General features: G+C 70.5%; 15 protein-coding genes and 1 pseudogene. 3 read left to right on the top strand and 13 right to left on the bottom strand.

Features of this window, described 5'->3' with window-relative positions:
- Window positions 1–3: 3 nt before the first annotated feature.
- Entirely contained in the window at window positions 4–2,136 is a 2,133-nt protein-coding gene (locus Sfulv_RS22020; protein ID WP_173316272.1) for a DNA gyrase/topoisomerase IV subunit B, read from the bottom strand.
- 439 nt (window positions 2,137–2,575) lie between these two features.
- Here Sfulv_RS22020 and Sfulv_RS22015 point away from each other — a divergent pair, with 439 nt between their 5' ends.
- Window positions 2,576–2,809: a DUF7455 domain-containing protein gene (locus Sfulv_RS22015; RefSeq protein WP_073721947.1), complete on the top strand. Its 234-nt coding sequence runs from the start codon at window positions 2,576–2,578 to the stop codon at window positions 2,807–2,809.
- Between the two features lie 136 nt (window positions 2,810–2,945).
- Here Sfulv_RS22015 and Sfulv_RS22010 read toward each other — a convergent pair whose 3' ends face one another.
- From Sfulv_RS22010 to Sfulv_RS21980, 7 genes and pseudogenes are all read right to left on the bottom strand, one after another.
- Window positions 2,946–3,776, bottom strand: coding sequence for a S1 family peptidase (locus Sfulv_RS22010; RefSeq protein WP_173316271.1), 831 nt, complete (start codon window positions 3,774–3,776; stop codon window positions 2,946–2,948).
- A gap of 132 nt (window positions 3,777–3,908) precedes the next feature.
- On the bottom strand, window positions 3,909–5,456 hold the full coding sequence (locus Sfulv_RS22005) for an RNA polymerase sigma factor (protein ID WP_173316270.1): 1,548 nt from the start codon (window positions 5,454–5,456) through the stop codon (window positions 3,909–3,911).
- Between the two features lie 323 nt (window positions 5,457–5,779).
- Window positions 5,780–6,646, bottom strand: a complete 867-nt coding sequence (locus Sfulv_RS22000) for a FadR/GntR family transcriptional regulator (RefSeq protein ID WP_218901618.1) — start codon at window positions 6,644–6,646, stop codon at window positions 5,780–5,782.
- 181 nt (window positions 6,647–6,827) lie between these two features.
- A pseudogene (locus Sfulv_RS21995) lies at window positions 6,828–8,554 on the bottom strand (ABC transporter ATP-binding protein).
- 228 nt (window positions 8,555–8,782) lie between these two features.
- Window positions 8,783–9,547 (bottom strand): NUDIX hydrolase, encoded by a 765-nt coding sequence (locus tag Sfulv_RS21990; protein WP_173316268.1) that lies wholly within the window; start codon window positions 9,545–9,547, stop codon window positions 8,783–8,785.
- 557 nt (window positions 9,548–10,104) lie between these two features.
- Entirely contained in the window at window positions 10,105–11,520 is a 1,416-nt protein-coding gene (locus Sfulv_RS21985; RefSeq protein WP_173316267.1) for a DUF4192 domain-containing protein, read from the bottom strand.
- A 314-nt stretch (window positions 11,521–11,834) separates the two neighbouring features.
- Window positions 11,835–13,994: a RecQ family ATP-dependent DNA helicase gene (locus tag Sfulv_RS21980; protein ID WP_173316266.1), complete on the bottom strand. Its 2,160-nt coding sequence runs from the start codon at window positions 13,992–13,994 to the stop codon at window positions 11,835–11,837.
- Between the two features lie 361 nt (window positions 13,995–14,355).
- Between Sfulv_RS21980 and Sfulv_RS21975 the strand changes: the two genes are divergently transcribed.
- A complete protein-coding gene (locus tag Sfulv_RS21975; RefSeq protein WP_173316265.1) occupies window positions 14,356–14,997 on the top strand; it encodes a hypothetical protein in 642 nt (213 codons plus the stop codon).
- 55 nt (window positions 14,998–15,052) lie between these two features.
- On the opposite strand, the gene Sfulv_RS21970 is transcribed toward Sfulv_RS21975, so the two are convergent.
- From Sfulv_RS21970 to Sfulv_RS21950, 5 genes are all read right to left on the bottom strand, one after another.
- Window positions 15,053–15,685 (bottom strand): hypothetical protein, encoded by a 633-nt coding sequence (locus Sfulv_RS21970; protein ID WP_173316264.1) that lies wholly within the window; start codon window positions 15,683–15,685, stop codon window positions 15,053–15,055.
- A gap of 59 nt (window positions 15,686–15,744) precedes the next feature.
- Window positions 15,745–16,455, bottom strand: coding sequence for a ribonuclease HII (gene rnhB, locus Sfulv_RS21965; RefSeq protein WP_173316263.1), 711 nt, complete (start codon window positions 16,453–16,455; stop codon window positions 15,745–15,747).
- Window positions 16,456–16,654: 199 nt separating this feature from the next.
- The gene (locus Sfulv_RS21960; RefSeq protein ID WP_173316262.1) at window positions 16,655–17,563 is read right to left on the bottom strand and encodes an ADP-ribosylglycohydrolase family protein; all 909 of its coding nucleotides are present in this window, start codon (window positions 17,561–17,563) and stop codon (window positions 16,655–16,657) included.
- A gap of 12 nt (window positions 17,564–17,575) precedes the next feature.
- On the bottom strand, window positions 17,576–18,235 hold the full coding sequence (locus tag Sfulv_RS21955) for a histidine phosphatase family protein (RefSeq protein ID WP_173316261.1): 660 nt from the start codon (window positions 18,233–18,235) through the stop codon (window positions 17,576–17,578).
- A gap of 197 nt (window positions 18,236–18,432) precedes the next feature.
- Window positions 18,433–19,038: a YdbC family protein gene (locus tag Sfulv_RS21950; RefSeq protein ID WP_173316260.1), complete on the bottom strand. Its 606-nt coding sequence runs from the start codon at window positions 19,036–19,038 to the stop codon at window positions 18,433–18,435.
- Window positions 19,039–19,287: 249 nt separating this feature from the next.
- On the opposite strand from Sfulv_RS21950, the gene Sfulv_RS21945 reads away from it, so the two are divergent.
- Complete coding sequence (locus Sfulv_RS21945; RefSeq protein WP_173316259.1) at window positions 19,288–19,824, top strand: TerD family protein; 537 nt, start codon at window positions 19,288–19,290, stop codon at window positions 19,822–19,824.
- Window positions 19,825–19,955: the final 131 nt, after the last annotated feature.

The following is a 19,955-nucleotide window of genomic DNA, read 5'->3' as shown; positions in this document are numbered from 1 at the left end:
GCGTCAGACGTCGATGCGCGACCGGTCGAGCGTGGCGGCCGAGCTGGTGATGAACTCCTTGCGCGGCGCGACCTCGTTGCCCATCAGCAGATCGAACACCTGCTCCGAGGATTCCAGGTCCCCGATGTTGATCCGCCGCAGCGTGCGGTGGCGCGGGTCCATCGTGGTCTCCGCCAGCTGGTCCGCGTCCATCTCGCCGAGGCCCTTGTAGCGCTGGATCGAGTCCTTGATCCGGACGTTCTTGCGCTGGAGCTCCAGCAGCGTCTGGCGCAGCTCGCCGTCGGAGTACGTGTAGACGTACTTGTCCTGGCCCTTCTTGGGCTGGACGAGCTCGATCCGGTGCAGCGGGGGCACGGCGGCGAAGACGCGCCCCGCCTCGACCATGGGCCGCATGTACCGCTGGAAGAGCGTCAGCAGCAGACACCGGATGTGCGCGCCGTCGACATCGGCGTCCACCAGCAGGACGATCTTGCCGTAGCGGGCGGCGTCGATGTCGAAGGTCCGCCCGGAGCCGGCTCCTATGACCTGGATGATGGCGCCGCACTCGGCGTTCTTGAGCATGTCCGACACGGAGGACTTCTGGACGTTGAGGATCTTGCCGCGGATCGGCAGCAGGGCCTGGAACTCACTGTTCCGGGCCAGCTTGGCCGTTCCGAGCGCCGAGTCGCCCTCCACGATGAAGAGCTCGCTGCGACCGACGTCGTCGCTGCGGCAGTCCGCGAGCTTCGCGGGCAGCGAGGAGGACTCCAGCGCCGTCTTGCGACGTTGCGCGTCCTTGTGCTGGCGGGCCGCGATCCGCGTGCGGGCGGCGGCCACCGCCTTCTCCAGTACGGCCCTGGCCTGCGCCTTCGAGTCGCGCCTTGTGGAGGTCAGGAACGCCTTGAGCTCCTTGGCGACCACGTTGGAGACGATCCGGTTGGCCGCGGAGGTGCCGAGCACCTCCTTGGTCTGCCCCTCGAACTGCGGCTCGGCCAGCCGTACGGTGACGACCGCCGTGAGGCCCTCCAGGGCGTCGTCCTTGACGATGTCGTCCTCGGCGACGCGCAGCATCTTGGCGGAGCGGAGCACCTCGTTGACCGTCCTGGTCACGGAGCGTTCGAACCCGCTGACGTGGGTGCCGCCCTTGGGGGTGGCGATGATGTTGACGAACGACTTGACGTTGGTGTCGTACCCGGTGCCCCAGCGCAGCGCGATGTCGACACCGAGCTCCCGGGTCACCTCGGTGGGCGTCATGTGGCCGCGTTCGTCGAGGACCGGCACGGTCTCCTTGAACGTGCCCATGCCCGTCAGACGCTGGATGTCGCAGACCGCCTTGTCCTGGGCCAGGTACTCACAGAACTCGCTGATGCCGCCGTCGAAGCGGAACGTCTCCTCCGTCTTGCCCTCACCGTCGATGCCGCGCTCGTCGCGGACGACGATGGTGAGGCCGGGGACGAGGAAGGCCGTCTGCCGGGCCCGCTGGTAGAGCGTCTCCAGGTTGAGCTTGGCGTCCTTGAGGAAGATCTGCCGGTCCGCCCAGTACCGCACCCGGGTACCTGTCCGGTTCTTCGGGACGCGCTTGGTCCTGCGCAGTCCGTTGGCCGGGTCGAACGGGCTGTCCGGGCCCTGTTCCGTGAACATCCCGGGGACACCGCGGCGGAAGCTGATCGAGTGGGTGGAGCTGTTGCGGTCGACCTCGACGTCGAGGCGGGCGGAGAGGGCGTTGACGACGGAGGCGCCCACGCCGTGCAGACCGCCCGAGGCCGCGTACGAGCCGCCGCCGAACTTTCCGCCCGCGTGCAGCTTGGTCATGACGACCTCGATGCCGGAGAGCCCGGTCTTCGGCTCGACGTCGACCGGGATGCCCCGGCCGTTGTCCCGGACCTCGACGGAGCCGTCGTCGTGGAGGATGACCTCGATGGCGTCGCAGTGACCGCCGAGTGCCTCGTCGACCGAGTTGTCGATGATCTCCCAGACGCAGTGCATGAGACCGCGGCTGTCGGTGGACCCGATGTACATCCCCGGGCGCTTGCGAACCGCCTCCAGACCCTCAAGGACCAGAAGGTGCCGCGCGGTGTAGTTGGAGCTGTCCCTGTCTACGACGCCGCCTGCTCCGGTCAGCAGCGCAGTGGACGGCACGGACGTATCGGCGGTCACGCGGTTCGCTCCTCGCTGAATTTCATTTGGGGCCCACTGGGTAACGGGCTCGACTTCGGTAGCCGCTGAGAGCCTACAGAGCCCTGGTAGAGCGGTTGTGACACCACCCGAGGGGGAATCCTCATGGTAGTGCAGCCTCGCATACACGTTCGATCATTCGTTGGAGTGACGTGCACATCACGTTCCCTTCGAGGCATGAACCATTTAGGCTCCGGGCACGTCCTCATGAACAACCCGGCAAGCCGGCCGGGCGGACGGACCGCACCCCACAAGCAACGCGAAACCGTAGCGCTACGCAATACGGCACATTCGCCGCCAACCGGCAACAGACAGCCATCCTTGGAAGAAGTTTCGAAGAAAAGCCACGAGCGGGAACGTTTTCGGCCTGGTTGGATGTTGACCCTGGTACGACAGCTCGTCGAGCTAGAGAAGAGGCGACGTGACTACTGTTCTGACCCCCGCGAGCCCGCTGACCGCAGCAGACCGCTGTGACCGTTGCGGCGCCCAGGCATATCTGCGCGTCGTACTCATCAGTGGCGGTGAACTGCTCTTCTGCGCCCACCACGGTCGCAAGTTCGAGCCGGAACTCAAGAAGATCGCCGCGGAAATACAGGATGAGACGGATCGGCTCACTGCCGTGCAGGCAAGTGCCGCCGAAGAGGAACAACACTGACACCTCGCATCCACGACGAGCCAGGGTCCGGTTCCCGAACCGGCCGACGGGCGGCGCACCCCCTGGGGTACGCCGCCCGTTCTCATGCCCTGCGCGATGCCCGCAGGCTCCCGCCCACGCCCTCGCGCGGCGCCCGTCAGCTCCGCCCGGGCAGCCGGCCGACCGCGGCCGAGATCCGGGTGTAGACCCCCGGGCTCTGTGCCTGACCGCATCCGCTCCCCCAGGAGACCAGGCCCACGAGCCGCCCACGGGCCACCAGAGGCCCTCCGCTGTCTCCCTGGCACCCGTCGTGCCCGCCCTCGGGATCGCCCGCACAGAGCATCGTCAGGGCGTCGTACGTGCCCTCGGGGCCTCCCGGGTACGCCCGCTCGCACGCGCTGTCGGCGAGCACCTTCACCGGGGCCGCGCGCAGAGCGGAGGCGTAGGTACCCCCTCCGCTCGTGTCACCCCACCCGTAGACCCGCGCGCGGGTGCCCGGCTCGTACGCCGCGTCGCCCGGCCCGGCCATCCGGATGACGGAGCTCTGCGGCAGCTTCCGGGACAGCGTGAGGACCGCGAGGTCGCCCGCGTTCGCCTCGGGGTCGTACTGGGGATTGACCCAGGTGTCCCGTACGGCGATCTCCCTGCCCCCCGACCCCAGCAGTTTGTCGCGGCCCGCGATGACCAGCAGGTCCCGGACCTCGCTCACGTCCGCGCCGAGGACCTCGCGCCCGAGGCAGTGGGCCGCCGTGAGGGCCTTGTCGCGCGCGATCAGCACGGCGCCGCAGAACTGACCGGCCCTCGTTCCCCCGAACCGGTCACGGCTGGACAGCGCCACGACCCACGGGCTGTCCGCCACGTGCGCCGGCTGTCCGCCGATGATGATGCTGTCGGCGGCGGCCGGGGACGGGGACGCGAGAGGCAGCACAGCCGCGGCAGCCGCCAGGGCGAACGCTCCGGTCACGGTACGAAGGACGGTACGGGACATGGTGACTCCTGACGCTGCGGTGGACAAGGTCCACCCAGAGTGATCCAGCCCGCCCCGGCCCGCATGCGCGAAAGGCCGAGGGCCCGGCTTCCCCCATGGGGTCCGGGCCCTCGGCCTGCCTACGTCCGCGGCTCAGTCGAGATAGTCGCGCAGCACCTGCGAACGCGACGGGTGGCGCAGCTTCGACATGGTCTTCGACTCGATCTGGCGGATGCGCTCACGCGTCACGCCGTAGACCTTGCCGATCTCGTCGAGCGTCTTGGGCTGGCCGTCGGTGAGACCGAAGCGCATCGAGACCACGCCGGCCTCGCGCTCGGAGAGCGTGTCGAGCACCGAGTGCAGCTGCTCCTGGAGCAGCGTGAAGCTGACCGCGTCGGCCGGGACGACCGCCTCGGAGTCCTCGATCAGGTCTCCGAACTCACTGTCGCCGTCCTCGCCCAGCGGGGTGTGGAGGGAGATCGGCTCACGGCCGTACTTCTGGACCTCGATGACCTTCTCAGGGGTCATGTCGAGCTCCTTGGCCAGCTCCTCCGGGGTGGGCTCGCGGCCCAGGTCCTGGAGCATCTGGCGCTGCACGCGCGCCAGCTTGTTGATGACCTCGACCATGTGCACCGGGATCCGGATGGTGCGGGCCTGGTCGGCCATGGCGCGGGTGATCGCCTGACGAATCCACCAGGTGGCGTACGTGGAGAACTTGTAGCCCTTGGTGTAGTCGAACTTCTCGACCGCGCGGATCAGACCCAGGTTGCCCTCCTGGATCAGGTCCAGGAAGAGCATGCCCCGGCCGGTGTAGCGCTTGGCCAGCGAGACCACGAGTCGGAGGTTGGCCTCCAGCAGGTGGTTCTTGGCGCGGCGGCCGTCCTCGGCGATGATCTCCAGCTCGCGCTTGAGCTTCGGCGCGAGCTTGTCGGAGTTCGCCAGCTTGTCCTCGGCGAACAGGCCCGCCTCGATGCGCTTGGCGAGCTCGACCTCCTGCTCGGCGTTGAGGAGCGGGACCTTGCCGATCTGCTTCAGGTAGTCCTTGACGGGGTCGGCCGTGGCGCCTGCGACGGCCACCTGCTGCGCGGGCGCGTCGTCCTCGTCGTCGTCGGAGAGGACGAAGCCCTTGTTCTCGCCCTCGCCCTCCTCTTCGTCACCCTTGCCGGCCTTGACGTCCTCGGCCGGCTCGTCGCCGTCGAGGATCTCGTCGTCCTGCTTGCCGGATTTCTTCGCCGCCGTCTTCTTGGCCGCCGTCTTCTTCACGGCGGCCTTCTTGGCGACCGTCTTCTTCGCTGCGGCCTTCTTGGCCGGAGCGGTCGCGGTGGCCTCGTCGGCCGCCGCTTCCGCGCTCTCGGCCGCCGGGGCGGCCGTGGCCGCGACGGTCCTCGTCACGGTCGTCTTGGCCGCGACGGTCTTGGTGGCGGTGCGCTTGACCGGGCTCTTCGCTGCGACGCTCTTGCGGGCGCGCTTCGGCGACTCCGCGGCACTGACCATCAGCGTCACACCCTCTTCCTCGAGGATCTGGTTGAGGCTGCGCAGAACATTCTTCCACTGGGTTGGCGGAATCTGGTCAGCCTCGAAGGCCCGACGCACGTCATCGCCGGCGATCTGCCCATCAGCCTTTCCCCGCTCGATGAGCGCCATCACAGACTCGGACTCGGCGATCTCCGGCGGGAGCGTACGGGATGTGCTGGCCGACACGAACAACCTCTCGGAACGATGGAAACGGCTTCCGGCCCGGCCCTCGAAGGGCTGGAACCGACGACCGTCGGCTGGGAGTGTTGCCGACGGCGCAGGTTTGGCCTCAGAACTGCACAGCGCACTGGGTAGCTGCTGTATTCCTTCCGCGACGGTCACCTCTTAAGTCATCGCACTGTTTCGAGGAGTGTTACGCCCAATCCGCGTGGCCCGAGTCACACCTCACTTGGGACGAACAGTGCCAGAGGTGAAATATCTCCACAATTGTGCCGCCGGACCACAGTGATCCGGCGACACCTGGTCCACCCACCCCCGCCGTGGCGCGCTCAGTGCTCGCGCGGCGCAGGAACCACTCGCTCCACTTCCGGGTGAACCATGAGCAACTGGCGCATCGTGGCCTCCGCGGCGCCGGAGTCCCCTGTCGCCAGGGCCTCGGCGATCCGGGCGTGGTGGCCGAGCGACGCCTCGGTCGGCCGGTCACAGCCGGTGACCGGCGCGCCGGACACCTGGAGCGCCGCCGAGACGATTCCGGAGAGGTGCTCCAGCATCCGGTTGCCCGCGGCCTGGATCAAGAGGGCATGGAACTCCGCGTCGGCACGCGAGAAGGTGATCCCGTCACCCTGCGTCATCGCGTGGCCCATGATCTCCACCATGTCGGCGAGGCGCTGCTGGAGGTCCTCGCGGCCATGGCCGGCGGCGAGCCGGGCGGCGAGCGGCTCGATGGTCCAGCGGAGTTCGGCCAGCTCCCTGCGCTGGTCGTCGCGCGAGGGGCCGTACGCGCGCCATTCGATGATGTCGGGGTCCAGGAGGTTCCAGTCACTGACCGGGCGGACCCGGGTGCCCACGTTGGGGCGGGCGCTGACCAGGCCCTTGGCCTCCAGAACGCGCAGCGACTCGCGTACGACGGTACGGGAGACCTCGAAGCGCTGGCCGATCTCCTCGGGAACGAGCGGGCGGTCGGCGCCGAGGTCCCCGGAAACGATCATCTGGCCCAGCTGCTGGACGAGTTGGCCGTGGAGCCCACGGCCACGACTGGCCGCCCCCCTCCGGCTCGCCCGTCCCAACTCGGAATCGGCACCGCCCCAGGAACGCAGCGCGGCGCGTTCGCCGGCCGGCGCCTCCGCGTAGGGATAGCGGTCGAGTTCACCCGAGCCGGCGAGGCCGGAGTCGACGGAGCGGGCGGCGGTCATCATGGTGTGCGCAAGGGTACTCACGCATCCTTTGTCGGCGTGGCTCGGCCACCCCTTGAGGTCTTTGGTGAAAAGCACACGAAAGGGTGATCGGCGCCTCCCCCGCAATTGACGACATATATGCATAAAGAGGGCATCTGCCAAGGATTTGCGGGTGGTTAACCCCCATCCGGCATCCTCTTGATCACCAACGCGCTCTTCCGCGAAGGCTGGTGATCACATACGCACAGATCAGGGCTGACAACGACAGGGAAAGCGCCGCCCCGACGGGCTGCGCCACGACCTTCACGACACCGAGCACCCACCGGTCCGCCTCGTACGGCCACTGCAGCCACGTCAGCTCGCGCAGCCTGCCGGGCAGTCCGGTGATCGAGCGCGCGGACGGACCCGCGACGACCTTCTGGACGAGCGGAACCACGAGGACGGGCACGGCCAGCACCGCGGCGATCCCGGCACCGGTCACCCGGAAGACGCCCGCCGCCAGCAGCCCCGCCCACGCGCAGCCGACGGTCAGGCCCACCCAACTGACCAGGAGCGGAAGGGTGTTCTCCGGGACCTCGACCAAGCCGCCGCCGTACACGAGGCGCAGGAGCTGCGCGTCGGCCAGCACCACCAGCGCCGCGAGCAGGAGCCCGGCTCCCGCCGTGACGGTCAGCTTGGCCAGGAGCAGGCCGATCCGCCGCGGGACGGTCCCCCGGCCCGCGGCGAGCGCGGGATAGCGGAACTCGTCCCCGAAGGAGAGCGCGCCGAGCAGCCCGGCGCCGAGAGCGGCGGGGGCAGCGGCAGCAGGGACGGCCAGGCTCCGAGAAGGCGCGGCAGGGGCGTACCGCCGGAGCGTGCGAGCAGTACGGAGATCCCGGCCGAGACCAGCAGAACGGCCGCCATGATCACGGTCGTCGTCCGCACACCGAGCATCCGCCGCAGCTCGTAGCGGAGCGGACGGAGCGGACCGCGCGCCGGGCGCACCGGGATCGGCGGAGGGAGTTCGGAGAGCGCGACGGCCGATTCGGGCCGCTGCCCGGCCAGGGTGACGGGCGGACCCGCGTCACCGACCTCGTCGGCGAGTTGGTGTACGGGGACTCCGTGCCGGAACGCCGTGTCACCGATCTCCGCACAGCTGCTCCCGTACACCGACAGCCGGCAGCTCTCCTCGGCGACGACCTCCACGGAGCGCTGCGCGACGCGCGCCTCGCGGCTGACCACCGCGGCGAGGCGCGCGGCCTGCGGTGTTCGGACGGCGACGCGTGGGCGAAGTCGCGTACGGGCGAAGTCGGCGACGTCCTGGTCCGCGACGAGGCGCCCTTCGTCGATGGTGACGACGCGGTCGGCCGTGCGCGCGGCCTCCCTGGGGTCGCTGGTGGCGTGCAGGACCGTACCGCCCTGGGCGGCGTGGGCGCGCAACAGCCCGTGCAACCAGCTGACCTCACGTGGCGAGAGACCTTCCGCCGGTTCGTCGAGGATGAGCGTGTGGGGGTCTCCGAGAAGCGCGGAGGCCAGACCGAGCCGGCGGTCCATGCCGACCGAGAGGGTCCTGATGCGCTGGTCCCCGAGCCCGGCGAGACCGACCACTTCGAGCACGTCGTCCGCACGGGACGCCGGTACGCCCGCTGCGGCGCAGAGCATCCGGAGCTGGCCGCGGGCCGTACGGGAGGGGTGGCCCGGCACGTCTCCGAGGAGCACCCCCACCTCGCGGGGCGGGTGGCCGATGCGGTGCAGCGGCCGGCCCCGGAAGTAGGTGACACCCCGCCCGGGGTCGAGTTCCAGCATCAGGCGCAGGGCGGTCGTCTTTCCCGAACCCGGGGCACCGAGCAGGGCGGTGACACGGCCGGGACCGGCTTCGAAGGTCAGATCGGCCACGGCGGGCGGCAGGTCGCGGCGGGGGCTGCTGGTGAGTCCGATGGCCTGGAGCATCGCTTCTCTCGCGTCTCTCGCGGAAGGTGAGACCGCTCGGCGGCTGAGGGGTACCACAGCAAGATAACGCGACAATTCCGACTTTTCGTGCAGCTCGGTTCTACGGGCGTTCCGCAGCCCGGACCACGGACGCGCACCGGACATCACAGAGAGCCGCCGGGCGGCCGTGAGGCCGGGCGGCGGACGGTGGTCGGGCGATAGTCGAGCGGTAGTGAAGGGAACCGCGCGTCAGACTTCGGGCCTCAGCATCGGCGGATTCAGCACGGTGGCCGCGCCCGCGCGGAACAACTGGGCGGGGCGGCCGCCCTGACGCGTCGTCGTGCCTCCGGACGGAACCAGAAAGCCGGGGGTTCCGGTGACCTTGCGATGGAAGTTACGGGGGTCGAGGACCACGCCCCACACGGCTTCGTACACCCTGCGCAGCTCACCGACCGTGAACTCCGGAGGGCAGAACGCCGTGGCCAGTGACGAGTATTCGATCTTCGAACGGGCACGCTCGACGCCGTCTGCGAGGATCCGGGCGTGGTCGAACGCCAGCGGCGCGGACTGCTCACCCTCGCGACCGAACCCGCCCTCGGGGCCGATCAGGTCCTCGACGGGCGCCCAGCGGGCACTGTGGGCGTCACCGCCCGCGCGAGGTGCGGGCAGGTCGGGAGCGAGGGCGAGGTGGGCCACGCTGACGACCCGCATACGCGGATCACGCTCGGGGTCCCCGTAGGTGGCGAGCTGTTCGAGATGCGCGCCGTTGCCCACAGCCGGTGCCGTCGGGTCGTGGGCACACAGGCCGGTCTCCTCGACGAGCTCCCGGGCGGCCGCCGCGGCGAGGTCCTCGTCCGCCCTGACGAATCCGCCGGGCAGCGCCCATCTGCCCTGGAACGGCGTCTCACCACGGCGTACGACCAGTGCGCAGAGCGCGTGACGGCGCACGGTGAGCACAACCAGGTCGACGGTGACAGCGAAGGGCGGGAAGGTCGACGGGTCGTAGGGCGGCATGCCGTGATCATAGTCGTCTGCCTGACGATAAACAGTCCCTTCACCATGCTCGCCACCATCTGTCACTTCGCTCCGTGCGACCTCCGCCGCTACGACCCCCGGTGACGGTCCCCGCTCCGTCACACGTGCAGCTGCGGCCCGTCCCCCGCCCAGCCGGAGTGCGGTCACTCGCCCCCGGCCGCCCGCCCGGCTGAAGCCCGATGACCGCCTCCTCGATCACCCCGAGGCCAACTCGGCCGACCCTCGCGGCGAACGGCACACCGGCCACGCGCACCCCGGTTGCCGGACGGCCGTCCGCCTGGCCGGGTTCGCCGCCGACCAGCAGGGACCGGAGGTCACCGAGTCCGGTCCGAGGAGCGGTTCGGGCGTGAGGTCGTCCACCTCCTTGGGGTCGTCCACCTCGACCTGTACCCCGGTCTTCGGGAGGGACGGTAGGGGCCATGGCCGCCTTCCGGTGCCATCCGTGCGCTCCGGACAACCGCTGTGTCTGCGAGGCCACGGGTCCTGCGACTCCGCCGCCCCCGTGAGCGGCTCCACGGGCCGCCCGGTCACGGCTGTCATCGCTCGCTCCCCGTTCCGCTGCCCGTCCCGCTGCCGCGCCGGCCCTGGCGCCCCGGCTCCCGCGTGCGCTGACGGGTCACTACGGGACCACGACCGGTATCGCTCGGAGTGGTCCTCCGCCGCTTCGCCGACTGCGAGGGAACCGTGCGAGGCCCCGGCCGGCTCACGCTCCTCGCCCGCCGCCCGCTCCGGCCGGCGCGGACGGCGTGGTGGTCCCGGCTTTCGAGGCCCTCGCGGCTCACGGGGCCGTCCGGGCTGTCGCCGCTGGCCTGTTGCGGGGTCTCCGCTGCCGCGGTGCGCTCGCTGCGGAGACACCGGCGCAAAGTCTCCGGGTCCAGACCCTCGTTGCATGCCTGGTGGAGCAGTTGAGCGAAGGTGTATTCGGGGTCGGCACGCAGAGCGAGCCCCAGAGCCACCCTGGCCGCCGGCTCGTCGCCCGTGGACCAGGAGACCCAGCCGGCCAGGGTGAGCGGCGCGGCCGCGTGCTCCACGTACGGGCCGACGCAACGCCGGGCGAGGGCCCGCCACAGCCGCAGCGCGGACGCGGCGCGGGGACCTTCCATCCATTCCGCCGCCTTGTCCCTCGTCTCCCGGTCCTGGAGACCGAGGATCAGGGCGGCGGCCTCGTCGTGGCTGATCAGGCGGTCGTCGTTCGTGTCCGCCGAGGAGGGCGGACCGGCGGGCGCCCGGCCGAGACGGTCCATGAGCGCGTGTGCGAGCTCCAGGGTCTCCCCCGCCACTTCGGCCCGGCCCTCACGGTCCAGGATTCTGGCCACCAGCACGGCGCCCGCCGAGTCCAGTGCCCGTAGCTGGTCACTCGCTCCGGTGTCCTCCATCGGTGCGAGCCGCGCCTCCATGTCACGCAGTGATCCGCGTACGTGAATGCCCGCGTAGGCGGCTGCGGCCGCCATGACCGTCGTACCCGGCAGGGCCAGTTGGTTGCCCTCCACCGGGCAGCACCTGCCGTCCGGACAGCAGTAGGACCAGTAGCGCCCGCCGGAGATGCAGAGCGCTTCCAGTACGGGCACGTCGAGAGTTCCGCAGGCGGTACGCAGCAGTTGCGCGAACGGCCGCAGCCGCTCCATCGTCTGGTGGCCTGTCGCCCCGGCCTCCGGGTCCTGGCAGAGGAAGACGACGATCGCGTCGGGCCTGGAGCCGCGCCGCTCGCTGCCCGAGACCAGGCACTCGGCGAGCTGGCCGGCGACGGGCTCCCACTCCTTGGGCGACTGGGGAATTCCGAGCCTGAGCCGGCCGCCGAAGCGCCCTCGGCCACCGTGCAGGGCGACCATGACCACACTGTCGTCCGGATGAAATCCCATCAGGTACGGAAGGGCGTCGGCGAGCTCGGCGGGACCGCGCAGGGTGATCTGCTGCTCGTCGGCCGGTCCGGTGGATTCGCGGTGCTTGTTCATGGCTCGACCGTCCCGCGAACGGCCAATTTCCGAAACCCCCTGTGGATAAGTTGTCCACAGAGAGTAGTCAAGCTGTTCAGGCCGATGAAGATCAAAGCTGGTCCGCTGTGGTCAGACGTCCCGTGCCCGCACCATCGCGCCGCCTGCGCCGGCCATGGGGCCGTTGTCGCGGACATCGAGGTGAAGGACTCGCCCGGCACGTCAAGCGCGAGAGCGTTGAGGGCGGCCGAGGCTCGCGCCTCTCGCCGCCGGTCCGGCGTGAAGGGGCGGAGGAAGGCGCTGAACGGGCGCTACGGCGCCCTTTGCCGCGGAGGTCAGGCCCCCGAGGCGAGGACCAGCGGCAGAACCTGGTCGCTGCCCGCCTGACGGAGCAGGCGGGCGGCGACCGCCAGGGTCCAGCCGGATTCCGTGGAGTCGTCCACGAGCAGCACGGGCCCGGGAGCCCCGGCCAGAGCGTTTGCCAGGTCCTCGGGGACGGTGAAGGCGCCGGACAGCGCGCGCAGACGCTGGGCGGAGTTGCTTCGGCGTGCCGCGTGGGCACCGCTCGGGTTGGTGTACGCCAGGGTGCCCAGAAGGGGGAGACGGCCGATGGTGGCGATGCCCTGGGCGAGAGATCCGACCAGTTGCGGGCGGGTCAGGGACGGCACGGCGACGACACCGACCGGGCGGGCGGAGGCGTCCGGGGCGTTGGATGCCCAGCCGCCCGGAGAACGCGCCCAGTCCGCCAGGACCGCCACCGCCGCGTGCAGGACGTCATCCGGCACCGACCCGTCGGGAGCGTTCTCGGCCAGCAGCGGACGCAGCCGGTTGCCCCAGCCGATGTCCGAGAGCCGGCCGAGGGCACGCCCGGTGGAGCACTGCTCCCGCGCCGGGATGCGCCCCTTGAGGTCGATGCCCAGTGCGGGCATTCCCGTCGGCCACATCCGGCGCGGCTCGATCTCCACGCCCGGGCGGTCCAGTTCCTTCGCCGCTCCTGTCAGGATCTCGGCCGAAACTTCGGAATCGGCCCAGGCTCCCACGCAGTTGTCGCAGCGCCCGCAGGGAGCCGCCCCCTCGTCGTCGAGCTGCCGGCGCAGGAACTCCATCCGGCACTCGGACGTACCGACGTAGTCGCGCATGGCCTGCTGCTCGGCCGCCCGCTGCTTGGCCACCCAGGCGTAACGCTCGGCCTCGTACACCCACTCGGCTCCGGTGGCCGCCCAGCCGCCCTTCACCCGCTTGACCGCGCCATCGACATCGAGGACCTTCAGCATCGACTCCAGCCGGCTGCGCCGGAGGTCGACCGCGGCCTCCAGAGCCGGCACGGAGAGCGGCCGCCCGGCGTCCGCGAGGGCGGAAAGGGTCTGGCGGACCTGCGTCTCGGGCGGGAACGCGCTGTCGGCGAAGTAGCGCCAGATGGCCTCGTCCTCCTGGCCCGGCAGCAGCAGGACATCGGCGTGGGCCACACCGCGTCCCGCCCGGCCCACCTGCTGGTAGTAGGCGATGGGCGAGGAGGGTGAGCCGAGGTGGACCACGAAACCCAGGTCCGGCTTGTCGTAGCCCATGCCGAGCGCCGACGTCGCCACCAGCGCCTTGACCCGGTTCTCCCGGAGGTCGGTTTCCGCCTGCAGGCGGTCGGCGTTCTCCGTCTTGCCGGTGTACGAGGCCACATCGAAACCGCGCTGACGCAGGAACGCCGTGGCCTCCTCGGCCGCGGCGACGGTGAGGGTGTAGATGATCCCGGAGCCCTGCAGCTCGTCCAGGTGCTCGGCGAGCCAGGCCAGGCGGTGCGCGGCGTCCGGCAGCCGCACCACACCGAGCCGCAGGCTCTCCCTTTCGAGGGGGCCGCGCAGCACCAGGGCCTCACCCGCGCCGGTGCCCAGTTGTTCCGCCACGTCAGCGGTGACGCGCGCGTTGGCGGTCGCGGTGGTGGCCAGCACCGGCACGCCTGCGGGCAGCTCGGTCAGCATCGCCCGCAGCCGCCGGTAGTCCGGCCGGAAGTCGTGACCCCAGTCGGAGATGCAGTGCGCCTCGTCCACCACCAGCAGACCGGTGGTGGACGCGAGCCTGGGCAGCACCTGGTCGCGGAAGTCCACGGAATTGAGCCGTTCCGGACTGACTAGGAGGACGTCGGTCTCGCCGCGCTCGACCTCCTCGTAGATCGTCTCCCACTCCTCCGGGTTGGCCGAGTTGATGGTGCGTGCCTGGATACCGGCGCGCGCGGCCGACTCGACCTGGTTGCGCATCAGGGCCAGGAGCGGCGAGATGATCACCGTGGGCCCGGAGCCACGCCGTCGCAGCAGCGCGGTGGCCACGAAGTACACCGCCGACTTCCCCCATCCCGTGCGCTGGACCACCAGGGCGCGGCGGCGTTCCCGTACCAGAGCGTCCACCGCCTGCCACTGATCCTCCCGCAGCCGCGCCGAGCCCCCGGGACCGCCGACGAGCTCGGCGAGGACGGCATCGGCTTCAGCGCGGAGTTCCAGGTTGTCCATGTCTCCATGCAACCTGATGGCACTGACAATCGGCGACTGCACCCGGCGTGACAAGGCACTCACGATCGGCACCATGGGGCCTGACTCCCCTGTTCAGGCCGGATTAAATGGCTTGTTCCCGCTGGTCGCCGCTCCTCTCGCCTGACAGGTGGAGTCGCAGGAGCACCTTCGGGGCAGGGATATCAGTGTCATTCCGGCTGATTCCCGTCAGCCGAGCCAATTGCTCGTTGCCGCCTGCCGGTACGCCAGGGAGAATTGGGTCCGCTCCCCGCACAGTCTTTTCGCGGCCCGGAAGGGCAGTGCTGCGGTGCGCCCTCACTCGACCCTGCCCGCACTGTGGGCGCGTAGCGAAGGGAGGACCGTGACCTTCGGATTCGCTCCGTCCCCAGCCTCTTCGATGCCAACGTCCTCGGCGTCCGCAGGCTCTGTCAACAGTTCTGTCAGAACTCTCGAACCAGCCGAATGGGCAACGGCGGGCATTCCCCTGCTGCGGAACCCGCGCGAGGTCGTCAGCGGCCTGCACGCACGTCACCGGCCTGTTCCGGCGACGGCCGTCGTAGCCGTTCTCGACCACGAGGAACGGCTCACGGCGAGCGCCTCCTTCGCCCGGCGGACGAGCGTCGCGGCGGACGGATGGGAGTTCCGCAACGCCGTGCTGGCCCATCTGCGCCGGGTCGTCCCGCACGACCTGCGCCGCCGTACCCCCGTCCGTACCGCGGTGCTGCTCTACTGCCGCGAGGGCGACGAGCGCTGGACCGAGGAGGACGGGGCGTGGATGTGGGGGCTGCGGGACGCCTGCACGCTCCACGGCCTGCGGTGCGGCGCGTACATCACGCTGACCCGGGGAGGCTGGCAGGTGCTCGGCGAGGGGCGGGGCGGGCGCCGGCCCAGCTCCATATCGCCCGCCTCGACACTCTCCGAGGCATGCGCGGATCTTGATCCGGCCCCGCAGAGCACAGGCGGCGGCGCTGTGGACGCCCAGCGGCGGACCGCCGCCCGCTGAGACGCGCGGGGTCCCGGCCACCCTTTCGAGCAGCCGGAACCCCGTGGCGTACGGCTCAGACCCCGGCGCCCAGCACGCTGCTGATCTTCTGCGGGTCCCCGCACACGATCAGCAGCGTGTCGGCGCGCTCGCGCGCCGCGGGAAGGGCACGAGCGGTGGCGTCGTCTACGTCACCGTTGACCGCGACCACGACCACCGGGCGGGACCTGGCACGGCCCGCCGCCGCCAGGTGGGCGAAGAAGACGTCGTCACCGGCGTCGTGCTGCGCCCAGTAGGCCGCCTCTCCGAAGGAGATCTCGTGCGCCGTCCAGGGGTGCGCCTCTCCGGTGGTCAGGACCAGGATGTCTCCCGGCGCGCGCCCCGAGTCGAGCAGTACGTCGACCGCCTCGTCGGCAGCGTCGAGCGCGCCCGCGGCCGAAGCCGTGATCAGTTGGAGCTGCGGCGCGGGGCGATTCGCCGCCTGAGCCGGACCAGGGGCCGGGGCGGCGGGAGCGGGTGTGGGCTGCGGGCGCTGCGCCGGGGGCGCGGGCCGCACGGGACCGGGGCCCGGTCGCCCGGGACGCGGTGTGGCCGCGGAACGCGGGCCGGGTACGGGACGGGGGGTCGGCGCGGTGCGGCCGGCGGCCGGAGCGACGCGGGGACCCTGGGCACTCTCGTGAATCTGAGGCTCCTCGGGGAAGAGAGGCATGGATGGGTGTCTTACGAGCGCAGACGCTTCGGGCGCCGACGGTTGGGGTGCGTACGTGATCAGAAGTCGAAGCCGAGCTGGCCCCCGCTTTCCGGTGCGGCCGCCCCGGCGGGGAATCGAACCTTCTTCAGGTGCTGCCACCTGGGCAGCGCGTCCAGGTAGGACCAGGAGAGACGGTGATGGGGCGTGGGCCCCCGCTCCTCCAGTGCGGCCCTGTGCACCGGCGACGGGTACCCCGCGTTGGCGCCGAAGGCGAAGTCCCGGTACTCCCCTGACGCCGCGCCCAGTTCGGCCATCATCGTGTCCCGGTGGACCTTGGCGATCACCGAGGCGGCCGCGACAGCGATACAGGACTGGTCCCCCTTGATCACGGTACGAACCTGCCAGGGGTCTCCCAGGTAGTCGTGCTTGCCGTCCAGGATCACGGCGTCCGGCCGCAGGGGCAGACCGTCGAGGGCCCTCACCGCCGCCAGCCGGAGCGCCGCTGTCATGCCCAGGTCGTCGATCTCCTGCGGCGAGGCGTGTCCCAGCCCGAAGGCCGTGACCCAGGTCTTCAACAGCGGAGCCAGCTGGGCGCGGCGCTTGGGGCTGATCAGCTTCGAGTCCGTGAGACCTTCCGGGGGTCGGCGAAGCCCGGTGACAGCGGCGCAGACGGTGACGGGGCCGGCCCACGCTCCGCGTCCGACCTCGTCGACACCGGCGACGGTCCTGGCACCGGTGGTAGCGCGCAGCGAGCGCTCGACGGTGTGCGTGGGTGGTTCGTACGGCATGGCGCCAGCAAGCGTACGCCGAGGGCTACGGATAGAACACCCCGGGGCACACGTGATCGAAGGGACGCCCGCCCCGTCCAGGATCGCCCCATCCGATCGCACGGCAGCGCCGCGCCGCCTGCGCGCGTCAGTGGCCGTGGTGCGCTTCCGGTCCTGCGGCCGACCGGGACGGAAGGTGCTCAGTACGGGTTGTGAGGTGTCAGCCGCGCGTCAGAGCGAGCCAGGGCGGCGGCTCTTCCGTCCGGGTCAGCCAGTCGGTGGGTGGCGCCCCCGCCGGGGAGGCCGAGACGACCCCACCGACGATGGCGCAGGTCGTGTCGACGTCACCGCCTGCCTGAGCCGTAACCCAGAACGCCTGCTCGAAGTCGCCGAGGCTCCGCGCCGCCGACCAGAGGGCGAACGGCACGGTGTCGTGCGCGCTCGTACGGCGCCCGTTGCCCAGGACGGCCGCCACCGTGCCCGCGTCCCGGTAGTCGAGCATGTCGCGTGCCCGGCGCAGCCCCGCGCCGACCGCACTGCGCGGTACGAGCGCGATGACGCCGTCGAGAAGGTCGCCGGGTGACGGCGGGCCTCCGGGGGCCGCGGCCAGCGAGGCGGCGGCGGCGACCGCCATCGCGCCGACGACCGCCTCACGGTGCTGGTGCGTCGTGTACGAGGAGATCTCGGCCTGGTGGGTCGCCTGCTCCGGATCGTCCGCGTACCAGGCACCGAGCGGTGCGATACGCATGGCCGAACCGTTGCCCCAGGAACCCTGGCCGTTGAAGAGGGCGGACGCCAGTTCGCGCCAGTCGCCACCCTCCCGGACCAGTCTGAGCAGCCGGTTCACCGCGGGTCCGTAGCCCCGGTCGAAATCATGGTGCCTGGCGAAGGAGTGGGCCAGAGCGTCCTGGTCGATACGGCCGTGCGAGGCGAGCACGGCGAGTACGGAGGAAGCCATCTCGGTGTCGTCCGTCCACTGCCAGGGACCGGGCGGCAGAGCGCGCCGTTTGAGCAGCGGATAGTTGACGGGGACGAAGAACTGGGAGCCCAGGGCGTCTCCCACGGACAGCCCACGCAGGCTGGCCAGGGCGCGTTCGAAGCGCCGGTCGGAAGCAGAGTCAGCGGTCATCGCTCTGCCACTCTATCCGGTGATGCCGTACGACTCGGGGGTGCGCCAGCGCACGAATGGCTGGTCAAGCGCGTAGCGGCCGTCCTCGCCCAGGACCAGTGACCGTGTCTCGGCGTTGCCGGGATTGGAGAGCGACTCGAACTCCGCCACCGACCAGTGGAACCAGCGCATGCAGAACAAGCGCATCGTCAGCCCGTGGGTGACCAGCAGGACGTTCTCCGGGTGGCCGGGGTCCTCGAAGCTGCGGTACAGACTCTCCAGGAAGGCCCCGACCCGGTCGTACACGTCGGCTCCGGACTCGCCCTGGGCGAAGCGGTAGAAGAAGTGACCGTACGCGTCGCGGTACGCCTTCTGCAGCCGTACGTCGTCCCGGTCCTGCCAGTTCCCCCAGTCCTGCTCGCGCAGTCTGGGCTCCTCCCGCACTCTCACCTTCTCCGGGTCGAGGCCGAAGGAGCGGAACGTCTCGTGGGTCCGGCGGTAGGGAGAGACGTACACGCTGACGCGCTGCCCATCGAACAGCTCGCGCAGCCGGACCCCCGTCTCCCTCGCCTGCCGCAAGCCGTTCGCCGTGAGCCTGAGTGCGTGGTCGGGCTCACGTTCGTACACCGTGTCGTCGGCATTGCCCTCGGACTCACCGTGCCGGACGAGAACAATGCGCTGCGGTCGTGCCATGTAACGACCCTAAGGGGTGTCCCGCGATCCATGGCGGGCGTAGGACGACAGCTGCGGCACCTCGCCGCGTTACCGGAACGCCCGACCACATCCGGTACGGGGACGTACCTCCGCCTCGCGATGCACCGGCCACCGGACTCTTCACGGCCCGCGTCCACCATGACCTGCGGGCGGCCTCAGTAATCGAGGGCAGCCGGTCACACCGTCCACAAAGGCTGAAGCTCCACGACGTCTCCGGTCAGCTCCGCGACGTCCGTCTCGGTCTGCGCCCTGTCCGTCAGCCGTTCCACGCCCTGCGGGCGGTACTTGCCGCGCTCCGCGCTCGACTGCCACATCGACAGCACCAGGAACTCATGCCCCGGCGCCTCCCCGAACATCCCGCGCAGCATCCCCGGGGACCCGGCCATCGCCGGATTCCACACCTGCTTCTGCATGAGCGCGAAATGGTCCACACGGTCCTCGTGGACCCGGCTGTGCGCCACCCTGACGACGTCCGCGTCCGTGAAGTGGGGCTCGAAACCGGTCTTCACGTCGAACCGGTACTCGAAGAGCTTCACCTGCATACCCCGGTACATACCGGACTGCGCCGTGGCCAGCCGGTCGTGGCCGCTTGCCATGAAGGAGTCGTAGAAGACGCGGCTCTCCCAGAACGCGAAGACATGAGCCACGTCGGGCCGCCCCCGGCTCCACCCTCCGCTCTGCCCCCTGAATCCCGGCTCACCCAGCAGCCCCGCCCACTTCCGCTGTCCCCGCTCGAACCCATGACGGTCCACCACGGTGCAGCGAATCCACTTGACCAGCACCGCGCCATCGTACGGCGCCCGCCGTGGCACCGGTCACGCTACGGCGGACTCCGCCCGAAGCGAATATGGGGGCCGCTCCGGGAAGAGACCGGCCAGCGGCCCCCGCGCCGTCTCCCACGGGGAGCGACCCGGTCACGACCATGGCCCGTTTGCGCCGCCCTGCGCCAAGGCGGTTGGATTCACGGACAGTTACGGCCATGATCGGGCAGTGAGAGCGGTCCGCCGGCCCGGCGCGAGAGGGGAAGTTCGATGAGCACTCCCAATAAGGACATCGACAAGGTTGAAGTGAGGCTCAAATGGGACCCCAGCGACGCGGGCGAGCCCGCGCATGACCTGGACATCATCGCCGCCCCGTACACCGCGGACGATCCGTACGGCCGCCCGGCCTATCTGGTGCACTTCGACAGCCGCTCGCCGGACGGCACGATCACGCTCAACCGGGACAGCAGGACCGGGCAGGGGCTCGGATACGACGAGATCATGACGATCGAACTGGACCGGCTGGCCGAGACGTACACCCGTGTGATCGTGGGAATCGCCATCCAGCAGCGGGACGGCCGCAAGACCTTCGGCGAGATACTGCGCACCGGCGTACAGATCCGCGAGGGGTACACCAACCTCTCGGAGAGCGACTTCTCGGAGGTCTCGGCCGCCACAGCGGCCGTCGTCGCGGAGTTCACCCGGGACAGCTCGGGTTCCTGGTCCTTCCACCCGGAGGTGCGCGGGTTCGACGGCGATCCCGACGAGTTCGCGGCGGTCATGGGAAGCCGTACCTCAGGTTCCTGAAGGGCCGGCGACCGGGTTCCCGCGCGCGGCGGGCGCACCGGGCGGACGCCGAGCCCCGGCCGCACAGCTGCTCGGGCGGTGGCGCCGAATGATCGGCCCCACCGCCCCGAGCAGGCGTTCTACGCCCGTAC

This window comes from Streptomyces fulvorobeus (genome assembly GCF_013167895.1).
Taxonomy (GTDB): domain Bacteria; phylum Actinomycetota; class Actinomycetes; order Streptomycetales; family Streptomycetaceae; genus Streptomyces; species Streptomyces fulvorobeus.
The sequence above is the reverse complement of the archived record's forward strand: the minus strand, read 5'-3'. Positions and strand labels throughout refer to the sequence as shown.

Excerpts from the sequence above, each read along its gene's own strand:
- Sfulv_RS21990 (WP_173316268.1), bottom strand. The coding sequence starts at position 9,547 with ATGCCGCCCTACGACCCGTCGACCTTCCCGCCCTTCGCTGTCACCGTC.
- Sfulv_RS21955 (WP_173316261.1), bottom strand. The coding sequence starts at position 18,235 with ATGGCACGACCGCAGCGCATTGTTCTCGTCCGGCACGGTGAGTCCGAG.
- Sfulv_RS22000 (WP_218901618.1), bottom strand. The coding sequence starts at position 6,646 with ATGATGACCGCCGCCCGCTCCGTCGACTCCGGCCTCGCCGGCTCGGGT.
- Sfulv_RS21980 (WP_173316266.1), bottom strand. The coding sequence starts at position 13,994 with ATGGACAACCTGGAACTCCGCGCTGAAGCCGATGCCGTCCTCGCCGAG.
- rnhB (WP_173316263.1), bottom strand. The coding sequence starts at position 16,455 with ATGCCGTACGAACCACCCACGCACACCGTCGAGCGCTCGCTGCGCGCT.
- Sfulv_RS21945 (WP_173316259.1), top strand. The coding sequence starts at position 19,288 with ATGAGCACTCCCAATAAGGACATCGACAAGGTTGAAGTGAGGCTCAAA.
- Sfulv_RS21960 (WP_173316262.1), bottom strand. The coding sequence starts at position 17,563 with ATGACCGCTGACTCTGCTTCCGACCGGCGCTTCGAACGCGCCCTGGCC.
- Sfulv_RS21970 (WP_173316264.1), bottom strand. The coding sequence starts at position 15,685 with ATGCCTCTCTTCCCCGAGGAGCCTCAGATTCACGAGAGTGCCCAGGGT.
- Sfulv_RS22010 (WP_173316271.1), bottom strand. The coding sequence starts at position 3,776 with ATGTCCCGTACCGTCCTTCGTACCGTGACCGGAGCGTTCGCCCTGGCG.
- Sfulv_RS21985 (WP_173316267.1), bottom strand. The coding sequence starts at position 11,520 with ATGAACAAGCACCGCGAATCCACCGGACCGGCCGACGAGCAGCAGATC.